The sequence below is a fragment of the Candidatus Nomurabacteria bacterium genome (assembly GCA_023898525.1).
Taxonomy (GTDB): Bacteria; Patescibacteriota; Minisyncoccia; order Phycocordibacterales; family UBA918; genus OLB19.
Map to the genome: position 1 here is coordinate 512,928 of CP060227.1, position 18,033 is coordinate 530,960.

The 18,033-nt window shown below is 42.7% G+C and carries 20 protein-coding genes and 1 tRNA gene; 8 read left to right on the top strand and 13 right to left on the bottom strand.

The genetic code is table 11. From position 1 onward, the window contains the following. Positions 1-166: 166 nt before the first annotated feature. Positions 167-238: transfer RNA gene (locus H6779_02310), tRNA-Arg, on the top strand. A gap of 93 nt (positions 239-331) precedes the next feature. Here the strand turns inward: H6779_02310 and H6779_02315 are convergent. The 9 genes from H6779_02315 to H6779_02355 form a co-directional block, all read right to left on the bottom strand. After that, positions 332-886: a GIY-YIG nuclease family protein gene (locus H6779_02315; GenBank protein USN88256.1), complete on the bottom strand. Its 555-nt coding sequence runs from the start codon at positions 884-886 to the stop codon at positions 332-334. A 72-nt stretch (positions 887-958) separates the two neighbouring features. After that, the gene (locus H6779_02320) at positions 959-2,110 is read right to left on the bottom strand and encodes a hypothetical protein (GenBank protein USN88257.1); all 1,152 of its coding nucleotides are present in this window, start codon (positions 2,108-2,110) and stop codon (positions 959-961) included. A 12-nt stretch (positions 2,111-2,122) separates the two neighbouring features. After that, positions 2,123-4,924: a type I restriction endonuclease subunit R gene (locus tag H6779_02325; protein USN88258.1), complete on the bottom strand. Its 2,802-nt coding sequence runs from the start codon at positions 4,922-4,924 to the stop codon at positions 2,123-2,125. A 29-nt stretch (positions 4,925-4,953) separates the two neighbouring features. Next, complete coding sequence (locus tag H6779_02330) at positions 4,954-6,096, bottom strand: restriction endonuclease subunit S (GenBank protein USN88259.1); 1,143 nt, start codon at positions 6,094-6,096, stop codon at positions 4,954-4,956. Positions 6,097-6,098: 2 nt separating this feature from the next. Further along, positions 6,099-7,667, bottom strand: coding sequence for a type I restriction-modification system subunit M (locus H6779_02335; GenBank protein ID USN88260.1), 1,569 nt, complete (start codon positions 7,665-7,667; stop codon positions 6,099-6,101). Between the two features lie 7 nt (positions 7,668-7,674). Further along, positions 7,675-7,962: a helix-turn-helix transcriptional regulator gene (locus H6779_02340; GenBank protein USN88261.1), complete on the bottom strand. Its 288-nt coding sequence runs from the start codon at positions 7,960-7,962 to the stop codon at positions 7,675-7,677. A gap of 1 nt (position 7,963) precedes the next feature. Continuing rightward, entirely contained in the window at positions 7,964-9,295 is a 1,332-nt protein-coding gene (locus tag H6779_02345; GenBank protein ID USN88262.1) for a recombinase family protein, read from the bottom strand. Positions 9,296-9,357: 62 nt separating this feature from the next. Beyond that, positions 9,358-9,906, bottom strand: a complete 549-nt coding sequence (locus tag H6779_02350; GenBank protein USN88263.1) for an ImmA/IrrE family metallo-endopeptidase — start codon at positions 9,904-9,906, stop codon at positions 9,358-9,360. A gap of 9 nt (positions 9,907-9,915) precedes the next feature. Continuing rightward, a complete protein-coding gene (locus tag H6779_02355) occupies positions 9,916-10,290 on the bottom strand; it encodes a helix-turn-helix transcriptional regulator (protein USN88264.1) in 375 nt (124 codons plus the stop codon). A 136-nt stretch (positions 10,291-10,426) separates the two neighbouring features. On the opposite strand from H6779_02355, the gene H6779_02360 reads away from it, so the two are divergent. From H6779_02360 to H6779_02385, 6 genes are all read left to right on the top strand, one after another. Continuing rightward, the gene (locus H6779_02360) at positions 10,427-10,687 is read left to right on the top strand and encodes a hypothetical protein (protein USN88265.1); all 261 of its coding nucleotides are present in this window, start codon (positions 10,427-10,429) and stop codon (positions 10,685-10,687) included. A gap of 5 nt (positions 10,688-10,692) precedes the next feature. Next, the gene (locus H6779_02365) at positions 10,693-11,025 is read left to right on the top strand and encodes a hypothetical protein (GenBank protein ID USN88266.1); all 333 of its coding nucleotides are present in this window, start codon (positions 10,693-10,695) and stop codon (positions 11,023-11,025) included. Next, positions 11,022-11,549 (top strand): hypothetical protein, encoded by a 528-nt coding sequence (locus H6779_02370; GenBank protein ID USN88267.1) that lies wholly within the window; start codon positions 11,022-11,024, stop codon positions 11,547-11,549. Before H6779_02365 ends, H6779_02370 begins: the two co-directional genes overlap by 4 nt. After that, the gene (locus H6779_02375) at positions 11,530-12,357 is read left to right on the top strand and encodes a ThiF family adenylyltransferase (protein USN88268.1); all 828 of its coding nucleotides are present in this window, start codon (positions 11,530-11,532) and stop codon (positions 12,355-12,357) included. The genes H6779_02370 and H6779_02375 overlap by 20 nt, the downstream gene beginning before the upstream one ends. Continuing rightward, a complete protein-coding gene (locus H6779_02380) occupies positions 12,350-12,610 on the top strand; it encodes a hypothetical protein (protein USN88269.1) in 261 nt (86 codons plus the stop codon). Before H6779_02375 ends, H6779_02380 begins: the two co-directional genes overlap by 8 nt. A gap of 240 nt (positions 12,611-12,850) precedes the next feature. Next, a complete protein-coding gene (locus tag H6779_02385; protein ID USN88270.1) occupies positions 12,851-13,198 on the top strand; it encodes a hypothetical protein in 348 nt (115 codons plus the stop codon). Positions 13,199-13,230: 32 nt separating this feature from the next. On the opposite strand, the gene H6779_02390 is transcribed toward H6779_02385, so the two are convergent. From H6779_02390 to H6779_02405, 4 genes are all read right to left on the bottom strand, one after another. Further along, positions 13,231-13,671, bottom strand: a complete 441-nt coding sequence (locus H6779_02390; protein USN88271.1) for a hypothetical protein — start codon at positions 13,669-13,671, stop codon at positions 13,231-13,233. Then, complete coding sequence (locus tag H6779_02395; protein ID USN88272.1) at positions 13,598-14,413, bottom strand: site-specific DNA-methyltransferase; 816 nt, start codon at positions 14,411-14,413, stop codon at positions 13,598-13,600. The genes H6779_02390 and H6779_02395 overlap by 74 nt, the downstream gene beginning before the upstream one ends. Continuing rightward, positions 14,373-15,596 carry a DNA modification methylase gene (locus H6779_02400; GenBank protein USN88273.1) on the bottom strand — a complete coding sequence of 408 codons (1,224 nt, stop codon included), beginning with the start codon at positions 15,594-15,596 and terminating at the stop codon, positions 14,373-14,375. The genes H6779_02395 and H6779_02400 overlap by 41 nt, the downstream gene beginning before the upstream one ends. A gap of 119 nt (positions 15,597-15,715) precedes the next feature. Beyond that, complete coding sequence (locus tag H6779_02405) at positions 15,716-16,432, bottom strand: hypothetical protein (GenBank protein USN88274.1); 717 nt, start codon at positions 16,430-16,432, stop codon at positions 15,716-15,718. A 157-nt stretch (positions 16,433-16,589) separates the two neighbouring features. Here H6779_02405 and H6779_02410 point away from each other — a divergent pair, with 157 nt between their 5' ends. Then, the gene (locus H6779_02410) at positions 16,590-17,939 is read left to right on the top strand and encodes a recombinase family protein (GenBank protein ID USN88275.1); all 1,350 of its coding nucleotides are present in this window, start codon (positions 16,590-16,592) and stop codon (positions 17,937-17,939) included. Positions 17,940-18,033: the final 94 nt, after the last annotated feature.

Sequence of the window (18,033 nt, forward strand, 5' to 3'; positions counted from 1 at the left end):
AACTAAGAAAAAAGATTAGGGGCTTGTGCTAAAAAAGCCGCTTTAATTCTCAACCTGAAAAGTCGTCTTATAGACGGCTTTTGCTTTGTTTACACCAAAAATATTTTTAAATATTTAGTATTCCCTCTTTGGATATTTTCTGCTATCCTGTGAAGCACCATCCATTGCCCCCATAGTTCAATGGATAGAACAGGAGACTTCTAAGCTCTTGATGTGGGTTCGATTCCTGCTGGGGGCACCCAATAGTGAGACCTACTGAGAGGGGTTAATACCCCACTAACCTCAGTAAGTCTAGCGAAACAATAAACCACCCAATCGGGTGGTTTATTGTTTATGCAATCGAATCAAAATGTTCTCGAACTGTTTTGCCTTGATATGTCCAATAAATCGTCCCTTGTACTGCTTTCCAATCCTTCCCAAACTGTTTCTTAAGCACATCTTTTGCGGCTGTCGAAAGTGAGGTTTCCTTACCTTTGAATTTTATCTTCCCGTTAGGCAACACTGTAGCAACTATGTTCTTATAGATTTCTCCATCAACAAAAAGAAGTTTGGCTCCGTCTGGAATGCTCGCTTGGGCAAACTTACTCTTTGACTCTTCTTCCTGTCGCACCTTGCCTTTATGCTCACGAATAAAATCACACACCCTCTCAGGGTGCTCCTCAATAAACTCTCGTCTTCGATTTAATCTTTTATCTGAAAAATGTTTTAGTACTTCTTGTTCTAGCAGTTCAGCATTCTCTATTGCAAAACTTTCATAAATTTGGAAACGAGTCGGTACTCCAGTTTTATTTAAATCGTTTAAGCGTCGTTCCAGGTTATCTGTAATACCTACCTTACAAAGGCTTGGCATGGAAATATTGGTAATGACATAAAGAATCGATTTCATTAGTCGAAGTATAGCAGTTGGCTAAGATTGTGGAAATTTTACAAAATCACACATCTAATTGATGTGGTTTTATTATTTTTGAGCTAAGTCGTTGAAAGTATCTGTAAGTTGCTGAATCAAGGTTGAATATATGAGACTAAAATCTGACCCTTCTGCAATACCGAGTCTTTCACAAACTGTTTTCAGTATTTCCTCATAATCATTCTTGCTCTGTGCATGGAGCAAACTCACCCTTAAGTCATATAGAACAAACAGAGAAGAAACGGTGCTATGAATATCTTTTTCTGGATACCTCAAACTAAAGCACATCTCCAGTTTCTTAAGGGTACCCAAATCAGCGGGGTCACCACCGAGTGTCACAATTGACCTCTTTAAATTTGTTGCGTGCAATGACTCTATGACTATCTTATTGAGCAAATCAATCACATCTTTCATTTCCTTTACACTATGAAAGACGGGAGTGTTCAATTCTTCAATAGAAACGAGGGTCTCTTCTTTTAAATTTTCGAACTCAAGACCAAATTCTTTAGTAGCAGCTTCTAAAAATTCAGCTCTGGCATTAAGTAGTGCATCTTCTGGAGAATGTTCAGTAAACTTCACTTCAATTTGGCCGTCATAAAATTCACTACCTATATCATGATCTGATTCAACATTTTCTGACCTTAAATAATACTGTTCATTTCTAGGTAATGAAGCAACATCTCCCAACCACATAATTAACTTCCCATTTCGGTTAATACCAAAAGAGATGTAAAACTCATCGCTGCCATATATCGTCCCATATGTTTTTGATGCTAGTCGTACTCTATAGTTTGGGTTATTTTGAAATTTGATAAGAGCTTCTTTATTGAAAAATACAGGTGTTAAAAATCCAACATCATGTGGTCTTTCAAGACCAGGCAAAAGAAAATAATCATCAGGATCGTACAGAAAATCTATGTCAGTAAATTTAAATTCTTCCTGAATCTTATTTCTTGCCTGAGTAAACTCAGCAAGACCTGCCTTTGTAGCTCTTTGGTGCAAGTGAATCACACACGCACTACCATGTTCAGGTAGGCACCTAAAACCGCAGCTGGGACAAACCAGATACGGGAAGTTTTCGAGGTGAAAGTGTACACCTGTAACTGTTTCATCAAAGACGTCGTAGTCTAAAATCATCCAGTCACCACATTTATCGCAATATATGTCTCTTCTTTCTTCAAGAAAAAATTCATTTATCTCCATCTCAATAAAAGTCTACCACTCAAAGATATCTACAATATCTACAATCGCACCTTTAATGCGGTCAATGATTCCTTGTCGTTTAAGTACACTTGGTGTCTCTGGTAAAAGAGCAATAATGTCATCTCCTAAAGGAGTCCTCTGTGTATAGATATACTCGCCGATAAGATCTTGGAAGGATTCGAGGTTTATATGCTCATCTTCTGCAACTTTCCGCAAAGCACTTGAGCGTTCACTGTCCCAGAACTTAGCAAATTCAGCTTCAACATCTTCTGAACGGCCAATCTGGGGAAGGTTCTCTTTTATAAACTTTTGTATAAGTTCTTTCTTCTTACGAAGTTGAATATCACGATCAAAGATCTTAAGGATTTCATCAGTCTTCTTAGCTCTAAGTGTGTCTGACGTAACATCCTTAAGCCCAGCGATTAGCTTGATAATGTAGTCAAAATTTACAATATCAGTCGCAACAAGCTCCAATTCAAAATCAATCTGATCTAGTACGGACTCAAGTTGTTTGCTGTCCTTATTCTTTCGCTCCTCGTATACATCAAGATACTTACTTTGGTAATCGTAGAATTCTTGTTCAGTTATACCTAAGTCAGCGAAATCAAATTCAGCAAAGGTCTCAAGCGATGATTTAATACGAAGCAAATCACGGAAACTCTGAACAAATGACGCTTTTTCTTCCTCACTTTGAATTTTATCCACGTCCTCAACATTTGGCACTTTCTCACGAAGCTCTTCCAGCTTCGCGCCAAACTCTTTCTTCTGTTCTTCGTATGGTTTCTTAAATACCACTTCTTTAGCGTTTTCATCACCAAAAAGTGCCAACGCTTTATCAGTATTCTTTTTCAGATTACGAAACGAGACAATATTACCGTGTGGCTTATCTGAGTTGAGGAGACGATTTGTACGTGAATAAGCTTGAACCAAACCATGATAGCGAAGATTCTTGTCGACATACAAAGTGTTAAGCCGAGGGCTATCAAAACCTGTCAAAAACATGTTTACAACCAAAACCAAATCTACCTCTTTATCTTTGATGCGTTGTTGAAGGTTTTTGTAGTAATCATAGAAGGTGTCAGTTGAATAATTAGTACCAAACTCGCTGTTATATTCTTTTATACATCGCTCAAGGAAGTCTCGAGAATGTTCATTTATAGGAGCGTCGGTATCAGTAAACACATCTGCATCAAGCATGTCTGAACTTTCATCTTCATTTGCCTGATAGGTAAAGATGGTGGCAATTTTGAAATCCTCGGGCTTCTTGGCTTTAAATAAATTGTAGTATTTCTTCAACACTTCAATACTCGGAGTAGCAAAAATAGCATTAAACTTACCATTCTTAGTCTTTCGCTTCCAATCTTGCAAAATATACTCAGTGATTTTTTGGAGACGGTCATCTGACTCCAAAATCTCTTTAGTGTTAATGCCCTCAACTTCCATATCAGCAAAGATGTCCGCATCGAGTGTATCCTGTTCCTTTTGAGTATATTTACCGACATATTCAACAGCAAAGCCGAGTACATTACCGTCAGAAATGGCGTTTGTAATGATGTACTTATGTAAACACTCTTCAAATACATCCACCGTGGTCACACCACCAACATTATTGTCCGCAAAGATTGGTGTACCCGTAAAGCCAAATAGTTGTGCCTTCTTGAAGAAATTCTTAATGCGAGCGTGAGTTTGTCCAAACTGACTTCGGTGACATTCATCAAAAATAATAATCACCTTTTCATCAGCCAAGTCTGCAAACTGATTAAGATACCCCTCCCGACCAATAGCGATGTCTAGCTTTTGTATAGTGGTAACTATTAGTTTACGTGTGGGATCTTTAAGTTGGTCAACGAGAGTACGAGTACTACTTGTCCCATCTACTGACCCAGCGGAGAAGGAGTTGAATTCTTTTGTAGTCTGAATATCTAAGTCCTTACGATCAACCACGAAAAGTACTTTCTTAACTTCAGGGATATCTGAGAGTATCTGACTAGCTTTAAATGATGTTAACGTCTTACCTGAACCAGTTGTATGCCAGATATAGCCATTTTTAGATGATTCCTTTACTCGATTCACAATACGTCGTACTGCAAAGTATTGATATGGTCGAAGAATAAGCGGAATGTGAAGTGACTCAGCAAGCACGATGTATTCTGCGATCATCTGCGACACCGCGCACTTCTCAAGAAATACTGAAGCAAAGTCTTCCAAACGAGTAATCTTTTGATTATTTTCATCTGTCCAATAAAACGTCTGCTCGAAAGACTGCTTTGGATTGTTTGAGAAATACTTAGTGTTTACTCCGTTTGAAATGACAAAAATTTGAATGTATTCAAAGAGGCTGCCAGCATATGAATGCTTGTGATATCGCTGGATCTGATTGAAGGCCTCTTTCAATTCCATCCCTCGACGCTTTAGTTCGACCTGCACCAGTGGCAAACCATTTACAAGCAGTGTCACATCGTAACGATTTTTATATGAACCGACTTGGGTGATCTGCTGAGCAACTTGGTACTCATTCTTGCACCACTGCGCCATGTTAAAGAAACGTACGTAGAATGTACTCTCATCATCACGCTTAAGCGCAAAACGGTCACGCAGTGTTTTTGCTTTTTCAAAGCGATCTCCCTTATTGAGATGATTGAGAATTTGTGAGAACTCATTATCAGAGAAAGTAACACCGTTAAACTTACCTAACTGAGAACGCAAATTAGTAACCATTGCATCACTATCAACCAGAACGACAGACTCAAAACCCAACCCTTGAAGTTGTTTCAGGAGTGTTTTTTCTAGTTCTTGTTCGGATTGATGAGTCATAGACCTCTATATAACCTAATAATTAGAAATTACACAAACATTTTCTGGAGAAGGCCTCTTTTCCAAGTCTCTGCTTTCTCGATCTGCTTTGACTTAAATTCAATTAGTTCGTCAACAGATTTTAGGAAATTGCTAATTTCAAGCTGCTCATCCTTTGAAGTTGGCACTGTAACTTTAATTTCTTTAAGGTGCTTAAACTTTAGATTCCAAGTATCTGAAGTAAGACCCTGCGAATAACGGTAGAAATCAAACACCACTCTCGGTATCTTGAATAAATAGCCAAAAAAATTAGGATCGCCAGTCTTAGGAGCGACAACTGTATATGCTGGACTCACAATTCCTTCAAAGGCAGACACACCGGATGCCCCTTGCCACATCCTCATTGTGTTATATGCAATATCATTTTTGCGGACTACTTTGTAATTTGATTTGTTACCACTAGAATTATTTTTCTTAACTGAATCATCGTATTTAGTTACGCCGTTTTTCATTGTGATCGAAAGCAAATCATAATTTTTATTACCCGCTCTTTCAGTTCTTTCTTCTATGATTTTACCAAGTCTTACTGTTTGCCAATCAGGAAAATTCTTTCCATTTTTATCTTTAAAACGTACTTCCTGTGTGAAGATTTTTAGCATAACTCCCTGCTTAAATTCTTCAAGTTTCTCCCTCTGGTATTTCATTTTTTCAATAAGTGAATCGGCATTATTAAGAAAAACTTGAATCTTTTTTTGTTCACCTACAGAGGGTAGGAAGACCTTTATTTTTCCAATGGTACTTCTTGATAAACTTGGTACGCCAGATGCCTCGTTGTACTTCTTCCAATAGATATTCTGAAAAAGTCTATAAACGAATTTGGGGGTGACTTCTTTGAAGTCACTAGTATAAAAGAGAGTATCAACAGTCCAAAAACGACCGCTAAAATAAACTGGCTTATCAATAGTACCCTTGCGACCAATGAACACTGACTCACCATCATGAAGAGCTTCATCAACATAAGTCATAACCCCACCGGTACCAAAAACTGGCACATTACCTGCTTTGAGATGTTTATAATCTCTACCACTACATACTGTGAGTATTTGAGCAATTCGTTTTTCTTGCCATGAGTCAGAAAATTGTGAAAATCGCAGTTCGGGCACTTTTTTCTGTTTTGTAGAAGATTCAGACATGATTAAAACGGTATTTTTATTCCAAGTTCTTTACACGTTTCACTTATGACTTTCTCTAACTTAGTTTCGTTTATTTTCAAGTTCTTAAGCTCTGTTGCGACGGCATCCACATTAATTGAAACCTCCTCTTCGAATGTGTCTACATAGCGAGGAATGTTTAAGTTGAAGTCATTTTCTCTAATTTCTTCTAATGAGGCATTGTGTGAGTATTTATCAATCTCCTTTCGGTGACGGTAGGTATCAAAAATTTTTTCAATATGTTCATCATCCAAGAAGTTTTGATTTTTACCCTTACGAGAATCTCTTGAAGCTTCAATAAAGAGAATCGTATCGTCTTCTTTTCTACACTTCTTAAATATGAGAATCGTTGCTGGAATGCCAGTACCATAGAAAAGATTTGCTGGTAGTCCGATAACAGCATCGAGATAATTGAGTTTTTCAATAATGTACTTACGAATATGACCTTCGGCTCCCGAGCGAAATAGTGCACCGTGTGGCAAAACAACAGTCATCGTACCGTTATCAGATAGATGATGGAGCATGTGAGTAACAAACGCGTAGTCCGCAGCTCCTTTTGGGGCAAGTCTTCCGTATTGAGAAAATCGATCGTCTGCAGCAAGGGTCGGGTCAGTATCACCCTTCCACTTTGCCCCAAAAGGAGGATTGGCCACTACTGCTTCGGCCCTAAGATCTGGAAGTTTATCGTCCGTGAGAGTATTGCCGTTCTCAATATCAAATTTTGAATAGTGTACTCCATGCAAGATCATGTTCATGCGAGCAAGGTTATACGTAGTTGTGTTGTACTCCTGTCCATAGTAATGAGCAATTTCAGCATATTCTCCAAGGCGCAGAAGAAGTGAGCCAGAACCACACGTAGGGTCATAAACTGAGCGAAGTTTTTTCTTACCATCAGTCACAATCATTGCCATGAGTCGTGAAACTTGAGCAGGAGTATAGAACTCACCCGCTTTCTTCCCAGCCCCCGCCGCAAACTGAGAAATGAGATACTCATACGCATCACCCAGCACGTCGCTCTTTGCGTCTTCCAATCTAAAATCAATCTTTGAGAGATGTGAGAGAATCGCAACTACTCTCTCGTTTTTGATCTTTTCTGATGACCCGAGTCTTACTGAGGCAAGGTCTACATCTGCAAACAGACCTTTGAAGTCATCTTCGCTATCAGTACCAGAAGAAGTCTGCTCAATTGAGTTAAGTACTCCCTTAAGGTCTTCGAGTATGAACTTGTCGTCACCTCGTTCACCGTTGCCTTTCTTAACAACTTCCGCAAAAAGTTGATTTGGCAACAGGAAGAACCCAAGTTTTTCGAGTGAGTGTGTTTTGACCGCTTCAATGTACTCTTTATCTTTCTTTATATCTAAACCAGCAAAAGTGCGCTTGTCAGCTTTCAAAAGTTCCTCGTTAGCATATTTCTCAAGCTTTTCAGAAAGATATTTATAGAAAATGAAGCCAAGAATGTAATTCCTGTACTCATCAGCATTCATGCTACTTCTTAGCGTATCTGCCACCGCCCACAGTTGTTTCTCTAGAAGTCTTTTTTGTTCGTCTGACATAAGCGGTTTATTTTAAAAGCTGATTAATACTTACTCCTAAAGCGTTGGCAATTTTTTCTACTGTATGAACCCTAGGGTCCGGTGTTATACCACGTTCGATCTTCGAAATCGTGTGGTAATCAAGACCAGTATCTCTCACTAAATCGCTCTTTGAGCGACCTGATTTTTTCAATAACTCTTTAATATTTGCTCCAATTTTTGAATCAAGCTTCTCGTTCATGTAAAAGTTTTGCTTAGCATAATTATACCAATAGTGAGAGTAGTAAATTCGCATTGATGTGAACAAGAAAGTCATATTATTTGCCTAAACTTATAGTTTTGTTTGCCAGCAGAAGTCTGGTTTTCAGACAGGATAATAGCTCTCGTTTTTCATGAGCTTGCCCTTCCCTCAGAATGTACTTAGCGTAGTTTCGTACCTCAATATCTTTCACTTTCACCTTCGTCTCTTTCTCACCAAGTAATCCAGCTTGAAACTTTTTATGTCGTTCAATCTCATCTTTAATTTTTTTGCGCATTCCGATTTCATCAAACGCTATCTTGTCCATCAGTCCAGCTAGTTGCTCGATCAAATCTTCTTCGTTTATGTACCCACATGTACAGTTTTTATCGTTATGCTTCGTGCACCCGTAATACACGTACCGGTGTACGTTTCCGTTCTTTTGAGTTTTGTATTTCTCATCAGCAGTGATACCTGAGCCACATAGACCGCAACTCAGTAACTTGGTGAAGGCAAACTCTTTTGTCTGCCATCCGTCTGACCTGCTGTTTTGTACTTTGATCTTTTCCTGCACCTGATCGAAGAGCGCTTTGCTAATGATTGGTTCATGTATGCCCTTATACCACTCACCACTGCCTTTCGGATATTCGAACGTTCCATAGTAGAAATGGTTTCGGAGAATCATATATAGATTGCCGAGGTATATCGGTTTGCCTGTTCTTGTCGTGAACTTCACTTCGTCACGAAGCCAGAAGTAAAGTTGTCTACCTGTTAGGTTCTCGTACGCGATCTTCTCAAACATCTTCTTTACAATCGGTGCTCTCTTGGGGTCTATGTCCTTGTGACACTTTTTGTCAGTGCGATTACTATTCAAATATCCCGTCGGTGCAATACATGGATAAAGACCCATCTCACACCGTGCTCGCATACCTCGCTTTACGTTCTGAACTTTGTTGTCATTTTCTAGTTTGGCTTGTGATCCAAGAATCATCAGTAGAAACTTTTCATTTGGGTTGTTGGTGAACTTCTGGCCGTACGTTCGTATCTCGTGCAGTGTTCCCGAGTCCATGAGATCCACTATTCGTCCGAGATCTCCTGCATTCCTTGAAATTCGATCAGGTGCCCATGTCAGTATGGCGTTGAACTTACCGCTATGGATATCTGCTACAAGCTCGTTGAACACTGGTCTCGTGCCAGCTTCTTTAGCGGAATGTGACTCCTTCCTGATTTCAGCCACCTCCAGATTATCTCGCTCCGCCATCTGCAGCATTTCTTTGATCTGAGAGTCGATAGAAAGCACTTGCATCTCCTCAGACTCCGTCGACTTACGTGCGTACAAGCAGTATTTTAGTGTTACTGGCGCTACTATTTTGCTCGACACGAACCCCTCTGGTGCTTCTGTTCTGCTCATTACCAACACTAATGACGCAACCCCTCTAGGAAGTCTAGAGGGGTTGGTAGTTGGTAAGTTGATCACTGAAAATCCTTCGCGACACCAGTCACATTCATACGGTAGTTCAACATTTCCTTGCTAATACCGTATTTTCTAGTCGCCTGAACATCCGTGAGTTTTTGTTTCTTTATATAAATACAAGCTTCTCGTGGAAGAAGTAGACAACCAGACAACCACCCCGCTTCATCTTCTTCATCCTGATTGTACGAAGCATACAGCAACCCATCGATAACATAATTCTTTCCGCCCTCATGCCCCAAAATCAAATGAGACAGTTCATGAGCCAAGTTACTAGCCTGTCTTGCTTTCGAATGTGTCGGATTTAAAACGATCACCGCAAGATCATTCGACCTTATCGTCATAGCAGACCAGCTGTCGGGATCATCTTCTGTCAAAGTCTTGCAACATTCTTTACTCACACCATTAATGTCTTCTGGCAACCAAATCCTAATGCCATGCAGCTCTGCCAGTACCCACATGTCTAGCGGGGAATAGGCCTGATGTCCTTGTCTCTTCCTTATGTTAAGCGCGGTTTTCTCCGCCCATGCTTTGAAACCACGTTTATACATACCGGGACCTTATTCACTCCCAATAGGCTGGAGTTTCGCCATCTCTTTTTGGGCAGCAATAATTACTTCTGCTAGAGCTTTAGCAGTAGTAGGTTTAACTTCTTTGTTTTTTCTAAAGTGGATTGCTGCCATTGGCGCTTCGTGCTTGGTCGCCTCACGAGTTTCGCCCTGCAGAAAAGCTCCTGCGTCAATCTCAAGCCACGCACAGACTTTTTGGAAAGTATCTATGTCGGCCATATATCCTCGTTCGATACGTGACAAGGTCGCCGGACTAATCCCAATGTCCTTGGCCACAACACGAACACCCCGCCCGGCTCTCTTGGCGAAAACTTTTTCGCCAAGTTTTTCAAACCTGCGGGAGGTGTCTTTATTTGATTGTTTCATACATAATACAAAAATGTTTGACAGATAAGACGCTCATGCCTTATACTGTGTCTTACATGTGAAACAGTACCGCGATTCCCTCTTGGGGTCAAGCGCACTGGCCACATGATTTAACCAATAAGCTTCTATTTATTATATGGAAACTTCAACAAAAGAGCACGCACAGCGTGGTCATAAAACAAAGCTCGTAACCGTCACCGTGGATGGTGTAGAGCACAAAATTAAACGAGGAAAGTACACGGGTAAGGAGCTCAAGCAAGCATTTGGTATCGAGCCGAACCGTGAGCTGCTTGAAATCAAAGGTAAGAAGTTGGTACCGATTGGTGATTGCGACGAGACCAATGTCTCAGGACATGAGGTGTTCGTGACACACGTATGTACCGGAACATCATCGTAAGCCGTATGGAGTTTGATCAAGAACAACTAAACGAGTTGGGTCACCAGTGTGAGCGAGTCGAAGTACTCGCTGACGGTCCTCATCATTTTATACTGCTCACCAATTTGGAATTGATTTCCGATGGGAAGGTAGTGGTGATGGATGCGTTACTGTGCCCATTCGCTCACACTGGTTATGCAACTCGTCTGTTCTTGGCAGAACCTTTGAGTCACAAACAGAAGAACTGGACAATCCATCAGCTTCTAGGGAGAAATTGGCATACATGGTCATGGAAAGGTGTCGAGGCCAACCAACGTTTGTCACAGATATTAGCGAGCCATTTAACCGCTCTCATATGAAGGTCGTCTACAAAATAAATGCTGATCTAATAGCAACAATTAAGGAAGACCTATCGCGGTTTCACCCGTATGCGTTTGAGCGTATAGGGTTCATCTCTAATTCTTGTGCGTACACGAGTGATGACACGCTCACCATTTATGCGCTAGGTTATACGCCGATACCCGATGATTGCTACATCCCTGACTACACGGTAGGAGTGAGGTTCGGTAAAGATGCAATTCAAAAGGCACTTGAACTCGCCTTCAATGAAGGAGGTCAGAACGTATCAGTCTTTCATGTCCACGAACACATGGGGTCAAATGTGCCTTGGTTCAGCCAGACTGATCTATTGAGTGCTGACGAATTTGTCCCAGACATATTCAACACCGCACCCGCAATGCCTCATGGCATTCTGGTACTCAACGAACGACATGCTTCAGGAAAAGTTTGGACTACCAAAGCAGAATCGCAGCCAATAGAAACCGTTATTAGTGTTGGTTCGCCAACAAAATACTCTAATTACCATGAACGAACGTTATTCTAGACAAAGCTTCTTAGGTGAGGACAGCGACTCACTTTTCGCCCGCTTGAACGTCGCTATTGTTGGTCTTGGCGGCGGCGGTTCACATGTGGCACAACAACTAGTTCATTTGGGTGTGAAAAATTTCATCCTAGTTGATCACGATTCGATTGAGGAAAGCAATCTGAATCGGTTAGTTGGCGGTACAGCGGAAGATGTACGAGCAGAGAGAAATAAGGTGGATATTCTTGCTCGAGTGATACGTAGCGTCAATGAAGATGCCGATGTCTCAGTTCAATCGCAAAAATGGCAAAACGCTGCTAACCTATTGCGCGAGTGTGACTGCATATTCGGTTGCGTTGATTCGCTAGACGAGAGGCGACAGCTCGAAAATTTTGCTCGTCGCTTTATGATCCCTTACATTGACATCGGTATTGATGTAAGTAATACAGATGGACGTACTTACATAACTGGTCAGGTTGCAAAATCGATCCCATCGAAACCTTGTCTTTGGTGCCTCAACATATTGAACGAACAAAATGTAAACAAAGAAGTGCAAGAGTACGGTGCTGCTGGGGGACAACCTCAAGTGGTGTGGGCGAACGGTATTGTTGCGTCGGCTGCAGTGGGAATGTTTGTCGAACTGTTTACACCTTGGAACCCTGATCAAAACCAAGTGCTTTGCCTAGACTACGATGGTAATAAACACACATTGGAAGTGAGTAACCGCATGCTCTTTCCAAGTGTGCAAGAGGGTATTTGCGAGCACTACCCAAAGGAATTAGTGGGTGACCCTTTCTTTAAAATTAATAAGATTGTGAACCATGGATGATTTAGCATTTAAGTACCCGAGAAGAATTCTGCAAGCACTACTGGTTGGTGCGATGGTGATTGCTATTGGCTGGGGTGTTATTACTTGGAACTCGCAAAATGCGATCAATCTCTGGACTAAGGAAGTAACGTTTATTACTCAACCGATCTTTAACTACTTCACAAACAAGATGGAACGTAGGGTGGAACGAGCTATGGAGCCGGTGACGGAGCAGCTCGAAGCGTCTGGTAACTCCGCTTCGCAAGACCAGTAAACTAAGCTAAAGTGCTGACTAATAGCCCTATTTGAGCTATTATGTCCGTTACAACCAAATACGGTAGACCTAACCCATTGGCAACCCCAATGGTATGGTCGAAAATCCCAAAGCACATAAAGAACCCGTCATCAGGGCTCGTGCTTTGGGTTATAGGGGGAAACTCCTATAGGAGCTTCGGCTCTCCTGGTGGCGGGCTTTTTGTACCTCACCAATTTATAAACCCAAAGCACAATTTATATGGAATCATTTAAACTATCGTCTTCAGAAAACGAAGACAAGAACGAGGAAGGAAGTTCATCTGTAGCGAAGGTACTTCTCAGCCTCATTATTATGGGAGCAGGAGGTTGGTTCTTCTTCGGCGGAGGACTCGAACAACAAGCAGCTAATGACCTCGACAAAATCGAAGACCAGGTCGCTGCTGATTCAGTCCGACAATACAACCTCGCTAAGCAAGGTGGTGACGCAATTGAAATCTGCGTACAAGCAGGAATGGTCACAGCTGCGTATCTCCAAGCCGAAGACCAACCAAACTACCTAAAGTGGAAAGACATCGAGAAAGCAGACTGTGCTAGAGCAGGGATGTAAAAAATAAACCACTGACGGGCAGTGGTTTATTTTTATCTTTCCCAATCATCAGGATGACCCCCATTTTCAATGAACTCTCGATATCGTTCAAGACGAGCAATAGTTGGAATGGAAGCAATAGTGATTGGTGGTGTCATCTCTTCCAAGCGGTACGGCGAAGTAGTCTTCTTCGGATGATAGTCATCGTGACAGTTACTCAACTGAAACTTAATCGCTGGAAAGTAGCCTTCACTGATACTACGCATAAGCTGGTTGTGCGCCAAGTCATTTACATAACTCTTGCCGTCACTGATTGCCTTATCCGCCTGTACCGCAAAATCTTCATCCTCCTTCACCCAGCGATAGTACGTCTCACGGCTCAAGCCAGCCTTCTTGCAAGCAAAGCTCACGTTACCCGATTCACACAGAGACTGGAGTACTTTCTCTTGCTGTTTCAGAATCCGCTCCTGTATCCGCTTCTCGCGCTTGTCCATTACCAGTAAGTTTTAGCCAGCGAACAACGATAGTCTCGCAGTATTCTGGGTCCATCTCGACCGTAATACACTTACGCTTCGTATGCTCGCAGGCAATCAAGGTTGAGCCACTGCCACCAAACGGGTCATAGACGGTGTCACCAACCTTCGTGCTGTTAAGAATCAGTCTGCGGAGTAATCCGACTGGTTTCATCGTCGGGTGGAGCTTGCTTTGCGACGGTTTCGGGTAGAACGCAACTGACTTGTCTTTGCCACGCTTGAAGTCGTGCGTACCTTTCCAACCGTAGAGAATGAGTTCGTGTTGCGGTAGGTAGTCGAGTCGTCCCACGATTGCTCGATCCTTCACCCAGACGATAAGTTGGGCAATTTTCATGCCTGCCTCAAGACAGGCCTGACGGAGAGCGAAGATCATCTTGTCGGAGTTGAAGATGTAGATGCTGTTTTTCTTGGACAGCTTTGAGAGTGCTGGAGAAAGCCAGCTCTTAGTGAATTCAACGTACTGTTGGTCGGACATAAATCCGTCATTGGAGATGTCTTTATCCTTGGCAATCTTGCCAATGCCACGCTTGCTTTCAGCGTAATCGACACCGTACGGCGGGTCAGTTAGAAGGAGGTCGATGTTCCCGTAGACAGAGAGGTCTACCTTGGAGGAATCACCGCAGATGAGAACGTGCTCACCAAGACAGATGATGTCCCCTGTCTTAATTGATCTTGGTAGCTTTGGTACCGGTGAATTTTTCATAGCGGTTGATGATTACCTGAACAAAGACGGGGTTGAGCTCGACCAGAAACGCATTGCGCTTCATTTGCTCACACGCAAGGAGGGTTGAACCTGAGCCACCACAGAGATCGAGCACGTTATCGCCGATCTTGGTGCAACGGTTGAGTGGTCGCTCATGCAAAGACAGAGGTTTCTGCGTTGGGTGATCGTAGGATTGTCCTGCGTCACGCTTAGCGAGCCAGATATCAATCATGTCAGTGACATCATCGATGGTAGCGTTACCGATGCCGATATCTTTATTCAGAATCTCGGCGAGTTTGGTGTGCTTTTTAGAGAGGTATGGCTTACCAACCGTGCCGTAAAGGGCTGGTTCGTAGATTTTCGAGAACGCTACTTGTGGCGTTGGGTTGATACCGTTCTTGATCCAGAGGGCGGTGCGTTTGTATGCGATACCTACCTCAACGAAGAGGTTTTGAAGCATGCCGACATACGCTGAATCGCAGTACCAGATGTGGTGCGAGTCCTTAGCTGAAACGTCCACCGCATTTTGCATCAGTGTGCGTACGAAGGTGCGGTACTCAGCGTCTGTCTTCTTATCATCAACGACACCACCGTAGCTTTTCTTGCCCCCGATGCCTTTGTCGTACGAGAGTCCGATGTTGTATGGAATATCTACATACGACATGTCGATTGTGGTCTCACCAACAAGCTTCTTCACTGTCTCGGGGTTCGTGCTGTCACCACAGATAAGATAGTGGGTACCGAGCTTGAAGAAGTCACCAGACTTAATGTCAGTCGTCTCGGCTTTCTTGAGCTCTTTCTCAGGATTAAACTCATCGTCATCAATCTCCAGCACATCGTCCCAGATGTCAGAGAGGTCTCCGTCATCGAAGCCGATGTCCAAGAGGAACTCAGTGTCAAAATCCTTCAACAGTTCGTAGTCCCACGAGCCTGTGTTCTTATTGGAGCGTAGGAGATACTCTTCAAATTCCTTCTTGGTAAGGGTGCGGTTTGGTACTCGCACGTCAATTTCTTCTTGCCCGCGACCGAGTAGTTGCATCACCTTCAATCTGGCGTGTCCTGCCACGATAGTGTTATCAGTGTTGATCGCAGGAATCTCCGCTAGAGAGAACTTGGTAATGCTCGCTTCAAGGTCTTTACGCTGTTTGTCCGACAAGGTGCGAGGGTTCTTGTCGTACGGCACGAGATCATCGACTTTGCGTGTCTCTGTGTGCCAAGTAATTTTATTACTCATAGTAGATTGCGAGGGTGTTTTATATTAATGGTCCCTCTACCATCTACTGCTGAGATTTCAGCGACTAGTTAGTCATTGCGATATATTTCGTCTTCAAAGTCCATTGCACCAGAATGTCGCAGTTCACCACTGCCTCGTAACTCCTTTTCAGGAAGAAGCGTGAACTTGGGCTGGTAGCCAGTCTCGTTGGTATATCGTTCAAATGGTTCTTCGTTGATACCAAACGCCTGACGTAGACCCATTGATAAGTCACTCTTTCGTTTTTCTACTGCGTTTGGTGAAGTAACACCGCAAACATTCATCAAATGCTGTTTCGTGGCAGGTATGTTTGGCTCACGTCCAAGCAAGGCAGACATCATCCGAAGCAAAGCCCAACGGCGATCTGGTTTTTTCCATTCAGTGTTAGCCTGAGCGAAGCCGAGATCCTCATGTGAATATTTTCCGATGATTGTGTCTCCGTATTTCACCTCTACATCTTCGTTGTTTTTGAAGCTGATACTGAGTTCCTGCCACTTAGCGTTTTCTGGTAATTTAACCTTCGCCTCAGTGAACAAGACCTCTTTCTTGGTTTTAGCCTTCATTGAACTTGCTGACACGGGAGCTGATTCCGTTGATATCTCAGTCTCTGTCTCAGCGCCGTATACTTCCTGATAAATAACTTGAAGCTCAGCAATGAAGCGGAGTGTTGGTTTTATTGGTTCTATTGCTTGTCGCACCTGATCCTCAAGAGCCTTGCGTTGCAGGAGAGCCTGACGGAGCGAAGTAAGTGTGTTTTTTGTGTACATATACTCTAATTATACAACCGACTTTTACAGCGATAATATCCTTGTTTTAAGCCATATCCGTATTTTCAAACCGTTCTGAAAATGCTCTTAAAATAGCTGTTTGGGTGTCAGATTTGTAACATGTGGCTTTACTGAGCCATCGGCATATAATCACTTTATGAATTATCAAATCGCCGCTCCGTCTGAGAAGCCCATCGTGCTCAAATACTGTATCTACGCTCGCAAATCCATGGAGCAAGAGGAACGCCAAGCGTTGTCTATCGACTCTCAGCTCAAGGAGATGAAGGAAATCGTTGACCGAGAGAAGCTCGATGTCGTAGCAATAAAAACCGAGTCGCACTCAGCCAAGCACTCAGGACAACGTGAGGTCTTCATGGAAATGGTCACAGAACTCAAAGCTGGCAAGTACAACGCCATCCTTACCTGGAACCCAGACCGCCTCAGTCGTAATGCTGGTGACCTCGGCTTGCTGGTAGACATGATGGACAATGGCAAGTTGTTGGAGATTCGTACCTTCAATCAAGTCTTCTCCAACTCACCAAACGAAAAGTTCCTCCTCATGATTCTCTGCTCACAAGCCAAGCTGGAGAACGATCAGAAAGGTATCAACGTGAAGAGGGGTCTGCGAGCTGCAGCTGCTAAAGGTCTCTGGCCCTGTGCCTATCCGCCACTCGGATACAGCAAGTCACGCATGAAGGGTGAAGAAGGAGTTGTGCATTTAAATAAGAAAGACGCTCCATTCATCAAGGAAGCGTTTCGGAAAGTAGCGTACGAGGGCTATTCAACCTACGCCATTGAACGCTGGCTCAAGGAAACTGGCATGACCACTTCCTCTGGCAAACCCCTGAATTACAGCCTCGTTCAAGCCATGCTCCACAACTCTTTCTACTACGGCTATTTTGAATTTCCGAAGAAGAGTGGACAGATATACAAAGGTGCACATAAGCCCGCCATTACCAAGAAGCTTTTCAATGATGCACAGGAAGCAATTGCTCAGAAGGAGCGGAAGAAACGCTACCGTAAATCTAAGACTGCGCCGTTTGGTTTTCTTCACTTGATACGCTGTGGTACTTGTAGCTCGGGTATCACTGCCGAAGAGAAGTACAAAACTCTTAAAAGCACTGGTGAAGAAGCTGTCTACCGTTACTACGTCTGTTGCCGAAATCGTAACCGTGACTGTCGTGAGAAATATATTAGCGAGACTCAATTACTGGAAGAACTGTATAAAATTCTTGATGTCGTCGAGCTTGATGAAATTGGTATGCGAGAAATGCTCGAGTCTGAGATTGAGAAGTGGTACAAGGTGCGGGCATTTGTTCAAGGCAAACCCGTTGAAGAACGCACTGATGAGCAGAAGGAATACGACCTCCGTAAATACGCCAAGATTATCTTTGAAGAGGGTCGTAACGATGAACAGCGTGAGATCTTGAAGTATGTAAAAGGCAGGCTGATTTTGAGGAACAAGCGAATATATCTCGATACCGTTCCAGAAGAGGCAAAATCCTAATAAATAAGTCCCTACTGATAGGGGTCAGAAAATAGCGACATCAGTCGCTCGGAAACCCTTGTGGGGCTTGCTGGGTGAAAATCCGCAACGCCAA

Coding starts and splice junctions, on each gene's coding strand:
- H6779_02315 (USN88256.1), bottom strand. CDS start 886: ATGAAATCGATTCTTTATGTCATTACCAATATTTCCATGCCAAGCCTT.
- H6779_02405 (USN88274.1), bottom strand. CDS start 16,432: ATGTACACAAAAAACACACTTACTTCGCTCCGTCAGGCTCTCCTGCAA.
- H6779_02375 (USN88268.1), top strand. CDS start 11,530: ATGAACGAACGTTATTCTAGACAAAGCTTCTTAGGTGAGGACAGCGAC.
- H6779_02390 (USN88271.1), bottom strand. CDS start 13,671: ATGGACAAGCGCGAGAAGCGGATACAGGAGCGGATTCTGAAACAGCAA.
- H6779_02350 (USN88263.1), bottom strand. CDS start 9,906: ATGTATAAACGTGGTTTCAAAGCATGGGCGGAGAAAACCGCGCTTAAC.
- H6779_02355 (USN88264.1), bottom strand. CDS start 10,290: ATGAAACAATCAAATAAAGACACCTCCCGCAGGTTTGAAAAACTTGGC.
- H6779_02370 (USN88267.1), top strand. CDS start 11,022: ATGAAGGTCGTCTACAAAATAAATGCTGATCTAATAGCAACAATTAAG.
- H6779_02380 (USN88269.1), top strand. CDS start 12,350: ATGGATGATTTAGCATTTAAGTACCCGAGAAGAATTCTGCAAGCACTA.
- H6779_02360 (USN88265.1), top strand. CDS start 10,427: ATGGAAACTTCAACAAAAGAGCACGCACAGCGTGGTCATAAAACAAAG.
- H6779_02345 (USN88262.1), bottom strand. CDS start 9,295: ATGAGCAGAACAGAAGCACCAGAGGGGTTCGTGTCGAGCAAAATAGTA.
- H6779_02410 (USN88275.1), top strand. CDS start 16,590: ATGAATTATCAAATCGCCGCTCCGTCTGAGAAGCCCATCGTGCTCAAA.
- H6779_02385 (USN88270.1), top strand. CDS start 12,851: ATGGAATCATTTAAACTATCGTCTTCAGAAAACGAAGACAAGAACGAG.
- H6779_02395 (USN88272.1), bottom strand. CDS start 14,413: ATGAAAAATTCACCGGTACCAAAGCTACCAAGATCAATTAAGACAGGG.
- H6779_02330 (USN88259.1), bottom strand. CDS start 6,096: ATGTCTGAATCTTCTACAAAACAGAAAAAAGTGCCCGAACTGCGATTT.
- H6779_02340 (USN88261.1), bottom strand. CDS start 7,962: ATGACTTTCTTGTTCACATCAATGCGAATTTACTACTCTCACTATTGG.
- H6779_02365 (USN88266.1), top strand. CDS start 10,693: ATGGAGTTTGATCAAGAACAACTAAACGAGTTGGGTCACCAGTGTGAG.
- H6779_02325 (USN88258.1), bottom strand. CDS start 4,924: ATGACTCATCAATCCGAACAAGAACTAGAAAAAACACTCCTGAAACAA.
- H6779_02335 (USN88260.1), bottom strand. CDS start 7,667: ATGTCAGACGAACAAAAAAGACTTCTAGAGAAACAACTGTGGGCGGTG.
- H6779_02320 (USN88257.1), bottom strand. CDS start 2,110: ATGGAGATAAATGAATTTTTTCTTGAAGAAAGAAGAGACATATATTGC.